This is a genomic window from Anaerococcus sp. NML200574 (assembly GCF_026131665.1).
Taxonomy (GTDB): Bacteria; Bacillota; Clostridia; order Tissierellales; family Peptoniphilaceae; genus Anaerococcus; species Anaerococcus kampingae.
Genome location: NZ_JAMXSM010000049.1, coordinates 1 through 6,254, shown reverse-complemented (window position 1 = coordinate 6,254; position 6,254 = coordinate 1). Strand labels below are relative to the sequence as shown.

The window sequence follows — 6,254 nt, the reverse complement described above, 5'->3', positions numbered from 1 at the left end:
CAAGCCCGTCCGGCTTATGGAGGACTCTCCATGAAATGGTCGAGCGAAGCGAGAAAGATGGTTCAAAAAATATGGTGATGATTGCATGAGAGATACACCTGTTCCCATACCGAACACAGAAGTTAAGTCTCATAACGCCGATGGTACTGCCTGGGCAACTGGGTGGTAGAGTAGGAAGTCGCCAAACAGTTTAATACAACTAGCCTATTTGGCTAGTTTGTACTAACTGTAAATTTCATAATAAGTATTGACAAAATCAAAAAAACATGCTATTATATTATCATGTCATGCTTAGGTAGCTCAATGGTGGAGCACCCGGCTGTTAACCGGTAGGTTGTGGGTTCGAGTCCCACCCTGAGCGCCAACAAACTTTTATTAGTTTGAAGCCGAAGCCGCTTTTAACTTAATATGTGCCGGGGTGGCGGAACTGGCAGACGCACAGGACTTAAAATCCTGCGGTGGTTAAACACCGTATCGGTTCGATTCCGATTCTCGGCACCAATAGCTTAGAGAAGCTAACAGTTAAATAAATGTACAGTTGCAAGCAATTAGATTACCATATCTAATGCGAATTATCGCGGGATAGAGCAGTCTGGTAGCTCGTCGGGCTCATAACCCGGAGGTCGTAGGTTCAAATCCTGCTCCCGCAACCAATACATAAAAAAGATGAATGAGGCCCCATGGTCAAGCGGTTCGAAGCCCCTAACCCCAATTGTGAAACAATTGGCTGGTAGGTCTGGTTACCGCTCGTATAGTGTGAACAAAATAGAATTAAATACTTGAATTAATGTTTAAATTAAGGCCCCATGGTCAAGCGGTTAAGACACCACCCTTTCACGGTGGTATCCCGGGTTCGAATCCCGGTGGGGTCACCAAAAGCAAGCCACTCCGGCTCTTGGAGGAGGCGCGCCCTACAGGCGCGAAATACCGCAGGACGAAGTCCGAGGACTTACAAAATGTTCTGTTTTTGGAAGTATAGCTCAGTTGGGAGAGCATCTGCCTTACAAGCAGGGGGTCACAGGTTCGAGCCCTGTTACTTCCACCAGAAGTAATAAAATATTACTCATTACATTTTGTTATCCTATAATAAAATGTTGATGAGGCCTGGTAGTTCAGCTGGTTAGAATGCCGCCCTGTCACGGCGGAGGTCGTGGGTTCGAATCCCATCCAGGTCGCCATTTGGATTGCAATAGTGATCCAATGTGCTGATGTAGCTCAATTGGCAGAGCAATTGATTTGTAATCAATAGGTTGTAGGTTCAAGTCCTATCATCAGCTCCAGTAAGTTTTATATAAAAATATTATAATTGTGGGGATGTTCCAGAGTTGGCCAAATGGGACGGACTGTAAATCCGTTAGCTTAGCTTTCAGTGGTTCGAATCCGCTCATCCCCACCAACCTTGCGGGTGTAGCTCAGTGGTAGAGCCCCAGCCTTCCAAGCTGGTTGCGAGGGTTCGATTCCCTTCACCCGCTCCACTAAAAGATAAATAAATCTAATAGCGGCAACTACTAATGCCATGCAGGATGATTATGCGCCTTTAGCTCAGCTGGATAGAGCAACGGACTTCTAATCCGTGTGTCCCAGGTTCGAATCCTGGAAGGCGCGCCAAATCTTACATATGTAAGAAATTATAAAAAAAACTTGCAAAAACGTCAAAGATGTGTTATACTATATTAGTACGTGACTGTTGGGATATAGCCAAGTCGGTAAGGCACCAGACTTTGACTCTGGTATGCGTAGGTTCGAGTCCTGCTATCCCAGCCATATGATCCATTAGCTCAGCCGGTAGAGCACCTGACTTTTAATCAGGGTGTCCGGAGTTCGAATCTCCGATGGGTCACCAATAACTTCCACCTAGCTCACTTTACATAAGTGAGCAGGAGAGAAGTAGGCTTAAGGCCAACTCGTTGATTTTTATCAACGATTTAATTTTATATCCCTAAAGGATATTAAAGGCAAGCCATTTGAATACTTTTATTATAAAATAAGGAGAGGTACCGAAGCGGTCATAACGGGGCGGTCTTGAAAACCGTTAGAGTCTTTCGGCTCACAAGGGTTCGAATCCCTTCCTCTCCGCCAGGAGAAGTACTCAAGTGGCTAAAGAGGCTCCCCTGCTAAGGGAGTAGATCCTTTCAAAAGGGATGCGAGGGTTCAAATCCCTCCTTCTCCGCCAAATATGCCCAGATAGCTCAGTCGGTAGAGCAGGGGACTGAAAATCCCCGTGTCGGTGGTTCGATTCCGCCTCTGGGCACCAAATAAGCTAATATGACTAAATCCTAAGTCATGGGGCTTATAAAAGCCCAAGGCTTTATTTTTTAGAAGTTTTAGCTTTTAATGAAAGGATTTAGGGGAGTAGTTCAGCTGGCAGAACGTCGGTCTCCAAAACCGGATGTCGCGGGTTCAAATCCTGTCTCCCCTGCCAAAAGCAAGCCCGTCCGGCTCGATGAGGACAGCCCGTTCGGCTCATAAAGGACCCTCCATGCGAAGTCCTAACACCATTTCTGAAATAAATGGATTGTAGGTCTGGTGCAGAGGCAGAATGGTCGAGCGAAGCGAGAAATCTTTATATTTGTGGACCTGTAGCTCAGGTGGTTAGAGCGCACGCCTGATAAGCGTGAGGTCGGTAGTTCGAGTCTACTCAGGTCCACCATAAATTTCATAGGATACCAGTTATATGGGGCTTTAGCTCAGTCGGTTAGAGCGCCCGGCTCATAACCGGTAGGTCCAGGGTTCGAGTCCCTGAAGCCCCACCAAGCATTTCTAAAGAAGTGCTTATTTTTTTGGGAAATTTGGGAGCGGACCTACCGGTAACAAGCCTGCCCGGCTCATTGAGGGCTCATAACCTGACGACATCCCGTTTGCTTCGCAAGCTTATCCGAGCTATCGCGCTAGATTTCGGGGCAAACACCCAAAATCAAGGGGTGTTTACCAGGTGGATAGCCCGTCGGCGTGTGAGACGGTTCGAGTCCCTGGCTACGGCATAAGACTTTCCATGGCTTATCTTTTGGATTCACCAAGACAAGTCCCTGAAGCCCCACCAAGCATTTCTAAAGAAGTGCTTATTTTTTTGGGAAATTTGGAGCGGACCTATCGGTAACAAGCCCGTCCGGATCGTAGAGGACAGCCCGTCCGGCTCATTGAGGACCTCTTTCGGGCTTGAGAAAATCGCTTACTTTGTAAGCTTTCCGTACTATCGCACTATTTTTTCTCCTTAAACATCCAAAATAGCCTTGCATAAGACATTCCATGATTCGCTTTTCAAGCTTATCAGGATATGTCTATAAATGGATGTTTAAGTGCCCTGCTTTTTCGCCACAAAAGCCCCAAATAGCTCTGCATAAGACATTCCATAACCCGCTTTGCTCGTTAGTACATGTCTATAGCTCTGCATAAGACTTTCCATTGCTCATCTTCGATTCGCAAGGACAAGTCTATAAAGCCCCACCAAGCATTTCAAAAGAAGTGCTTACTTTTCACCTTAACTAAGCAGCTTTATTTTATTTTTACAATTTTTGGGTAAATATAGATAGAAGGGAGTTTTTATGGAATTTATTGATTTAGTTAAAGAGCGTTATTCATGCAAGAATTTTGCTAGTCTTGCCTTAGATAGGGATGATTTGGAGAGAGTACTCGAGGCTGGTCGCCTTGCACCTACTGCTAAAAATAACCAACCTCAAAGAATATATGTGGCAGAATCTAAGAAGGCCCTTGCTATCATAGATGAGCATACACCATGCCGTTATGGGGCACCTACTGTGCTTGTTGTTGCCTTCGGTAAGGATAATATTTATACATATCCTGGCGATAAGTATGATTCTGGTGTAGAAGATGCTACAATTGTAGCAACCCACATGGTTTTAGCTGCGGCTTATGAAGGGGTTGATTCTTGTTGGATTAATTTCTTTGATCCAGATGAGCTTGCCAAGGCCCTAGATTTACCAGAAAATGAGCAAATAGTCTGCCTAATAGATTTAGGCTATGCCAATGGTGATGGCAAACCACTTGCTAACCACACCAACCGCAAAGAGCTATCAGAAACATTTAAATTTATTTAAGTAAGGCCCTTAAATGGGTCTTTTTAAATTTAATATAGGCTTAAAAAAGAGTAAAATATTTTAATAACTGATAATGAAGGATATATATGAAAAAAATATTTTTGTTAGGGCTTTGCCTGATATTAGTAGGATGTGCAGGCAAAGGCTATGAAATAGAAAATTCTAAAAAACAAATAAGCCAAGCTAAATCCTTAAATGAACAAGTCCTTAACTTTCTTGATGGCAAAAATCTAAAAGATTCATTTTCAAATCCTCACGCCTATAGCTCGCTCAATTTTTATGACAAGGGCGACTTCGATGGAGATTTTTTATCTAATTCTGACTTGGATGGTCAAGATTTTGGACTAAAGACAGAAAGTCAGAAGACCTATAATAGGTCTGAGATTCATAAGTCTATTTTTTCTGGTAAATTTAAAATAGTAGATACTATAGAAAAGGGAATCTATAAGCTAAAGTTATCCGATTTTTCAATAAATAATCAAAAGGGGCCAGATGCGGAAATCAAATACCAATCCTGGGTAGACTTTGCAAATGGCTTGGGAGTAGATGATGAATACATTCTCTACCTAAAGGGAGCCCCACTTGATGCTTATCTTTTAGAAAATAACCAGTATAAGGAAATTATGGAAGAGCTTCATGAGGAAGAAGGTCATGAGGACCATGATCATAATCACCAAGATCATGATGAAGAAGACAATGATCATGATGAAGCTTTTGAGGCTTATGGAATAATCTTATACAACAAGACCCAAGGAATAATATTTACAGAACATGACAAGTGGGCCTATACACACCATCACCATCACGATTAAGGGCCTTATTTTCACTCGAAATCATATAGATATATACAAACAACTATACATGATTAAGAAAAATCCAGCCTGGCTTAAAATAGGCTGGATTTTTTATATATAAATAACCAAGGGGACTTTTTTATTGATATATATTTATAAAATTATATAATTATAGAAATAAAAAGAAAGGAAAAGCCATGTCTAATATAAAAAGGGAAAATATTCTTGAAGAATATTACCTAGAAATGGATTATAAAAAAGATAAAAGAAGGATAAGGGTAATCTTGCCCTATTCTTACAATCAAAATAAATCTAGAAAATATCCGGTAGTCTACTTTCACGATGGGCAAAATATTTTCTTTGACAATGAATCCTATTCAGGCAGATCTTGGGGGCTCATAGAAACAATCATGGAGAATAAAAATCTTAAAGAATTCATAGGAGTAGCTATAGACAATAGCCCAGCAAGGATGGCAGAATATAGTCCTTGGCCCCTTGATCAAAGCCTAGCAGACTTAAAAATAGAAAGGCCAGAAGGGGATGCTTATGCAGATTTCATTTTAAATACCTTAAAGCCCATCATAGACCAGAAATATAGGACTAAAAAAAGTAAGAAATTTACATCAATGATTGGCTCATCAGCCGGAGCCAATATATCAGCCTTTATAGGCAAAAAATACCAAGCCAAAATAGGAAACTTAGGCATATTCTCCCTAGCAAGTTTCGCCTTTAAGGATGAATTTGAAAATTACTTTAAAGATACAAGACTAAAATCCAACCAAAAAATCTACATCAAAGTAGGCACAGAAGAGAGTGGGGAAAGAAAAATAAGCCAAGCCTATATAGATTCATCGATAAAATATTATGACCTCCTAATAAAGGCAGGGATTCCAATAGATAATATAAAATTAAGAATAATAAGCGGAGACACCCATTCTGAAGAAGATTGGGCTAAGAGCTTATTGGATTGCTTGGGTTTTGTTTTACAATAAAATTGGATGATTGTTTTACAATAAAATAATATGTTATTATTGGGGGTTTTATTATCCAAGATAATATTATTATTTAGTTTAATTCTTCGTTATTTTATCTTTTATTAAATTATGATTATTTATTATTGAATCTTCGTAATAAGGGGGAACGCTAAGGGGGCGGCAGAGGCCCCTATGGTACCCCCAAAAAGTTGTAGCTCAATTTCTTACAATACAAATATATTATAGATTGATGGTGGCCCTTTTCTATAGAAAAGGGCGATTTATCAAGATAATATACTGATTTTTTGAGACTGTGTAAAATTTTGTGTATAGAGACCTCCTGATTAGGGTAAGAAAAAACTAATCAGGAGGATTTTTAATGCCAAGAAAAAGAACAGAAACAAAAAGAAGCAAAATAGCAAAAATGTTAA

3 protein-coding genes, 18 tRNA genes and 1 rRNA gene are annotated in these 6,254 nt (G+C 40.7%); all 22 read left to right on the top strand.

The window, feature by feature from the left end; translation table 11 throughout:
- Window positions 1-70: 70 nt before the first annotated feature.
- The 22 genes from rrf to NH286_RS10285 all read left to right on the top strand — a co-directional run bounded on the left by rrf (window position 71) and on the right by NH286_RS10285 (window position 5,841).
- Window positions 71-187: ribosomal RNA gene (rrf, locus tag NH286_RS10390) — 5S ribosomal RNA — on the top strand.
- A gap of 102 nt (window positions 188-289) precedes the next feature.
- Window positions 290-364, top strand: a tRNA-Asn gene (locus tag NH286_RS10385).
- A gap of 48 nt (window positions 365-412) precedes the next feature.
- Window positions 413-501 (top strand) — tRNA-Leu (locus NH286_RS10380).
- A 75-nt stretch (window positions 502-576) separates the two neighbouring features.
- Window positions 577-653: transfer RNA gene (locus NH286_RS10375), tRNA-Met, on the top strand.
- 147 nt (window positions 654-800) lie between these two features.
- A tRNA-Glu gene (locus tag NH286_RS10370) sits at window positions 801-875 on the top strand.
- A gap of 94 nt (window positions 876-969) precedes the next feature.
- A tRNA-Val gene (locus tag NH286_RS10365) sits at window positions 970-1,045 on the top strand.
- Between the two features lie 56 nt (window positions 1,046-1,101).
- Window positions 1,102-1,178 (top strand) — tRNA-Asp (locus NH286_RS10360).
- A gap of 26 nt (window positions 1,179-1,204) precedes the next feature.
- Window positions 1,205-1,280, top strand: a tRNA-Thr gene (locus NH286_RS10355).
- Window positions 1,281-1,310: 30 nt separating this feature from the next.
- Window positions 1,311-1,396 (top strand) — tRNA-Tyr (locus NH286_RS10350).
- A 5-nt stretch (window positions 1,397-1,401) separates the two neighbouring features.
- A tRNA-Gly gene (locus NH286_RS10345) sits at window positions 1,402-1,475 on the top strand.
- A 56-nt stretch (window positions 1,476-1,531) separates the two neighbouring features.
- A tRNA-Arg gene (locus tag NH286_RS10340) sits at window positions 1,532-1,608 on the top strand.
- A gap of 80 nt (window positions 1,609-1,688) precedes the next feature.
- Window positions 1,689-1,764: transfer RNA gene (locus NH286_RS10335), tRNA-Gln, on the top strand.
- Between the two features lie 3 nt (window positions 1,765-1,767).
- Window positions 1,768-1,843: transfer RNA gene (locus tag NH286_RS10330), tRNA-Lys, on the top strand.
- Window positions 1,844-1,988: 145 nt separating this feature from the next.
- A tRNA-Ser gene (locus NH286_RS10325) sits at window positions 1,989-2,079 on the top strand.
- Window positions 2,080-2,173: transfer RNA gene (locus NH286_RS10320), tRNA-Ser, on the top strand.
- Between the two features lie 5 nt (window positions 2,174-2,178).
- Window positions 2,179-2,254 (top strand) — tRNA-Phe (locus NH286_RS10315).
- 92 nt (window positions 2,255-2,346) lie between these two features.
- Window positions 2,347-2,422 (top strand) — tRNA-Trp (locus NH286_RS10310).
- 151 nt (window positions 2,423-2,573) lie between these two features.
- Window positions 2,574-2,650: transfer RNA gene (locus tag NH286_RS10305), tRNA-Ile, on the top strand.
- Between the two features lie 26 nt (window positions 2,651-2,676).
- Window positions 2,677-2,753: transfer RNA gene (locus tag NH286_RS10300), tRNA-Ile, on the top strand.
- 789 nt (window positions 2,754-3,542) lie between these two features.
- Window positions 3,543-4,055 carry a nitroreductase family protein gene (locus NH286_RS10295; RefSeq protein WP_265238720.1) on the top strand — a complete coding sequence of 171 codons (513 nt, stop codon included), beginning with the start codon at window positions 3,543-3,545 and terminating at the stop codon, window positions 4,053-4,055.
- 86 nt (window positions 4,056-4,141) lie between these two features.
- Window positions 4,142-4,867, top strand: a complete 726-nt coding sequence (locus NH286_RS10290) for a hypothetical protein (RefSeq protein WP_265238718.1) — start codon at window positions 4,142-4,144, stop codon at window positions 4,865-4,867.
- A gap of 179 nt (window positions 4,868-5,046) precedes the next feature.
- Window positions 5,047-5,841: an alpha/beta hydrolase gene (locus tag NH286_RS10285; protein WP_265238717.1), complete on the top strand. Its 795-nt coding sequence runs from the start codon at window positions 5,047-5,049 to the stop codon at window positions 5,839-5,841.
- Window positions 5,842-6,254 lie beyond the last annotated feature (413 nt).

Bases quoted from the DNA above. Each gene is read 5' to 3' on its own strand.
- NH286_RS10295 (WP_265238720.1), top strand. From the start codon at position 3,543: ATGGAATTTATTGATTTAGTTAAAGAGCGTTATTCATGCAAGAATTTT.
- NH286_RS10290 (WP_265238718.1), top strand. From the start codon at position 4,142: ATGAAAAAAATATTTTTGTTAGGGCTTTGCCTGATATTAGTAGGATGT.
- NH286_RS10285 (WP_265238717.1), top strand. From the start codon at position 5,047: ATGTCTAATATAAAAAGGGAAAATATTCTTGAAGAATATTACCTAGAA.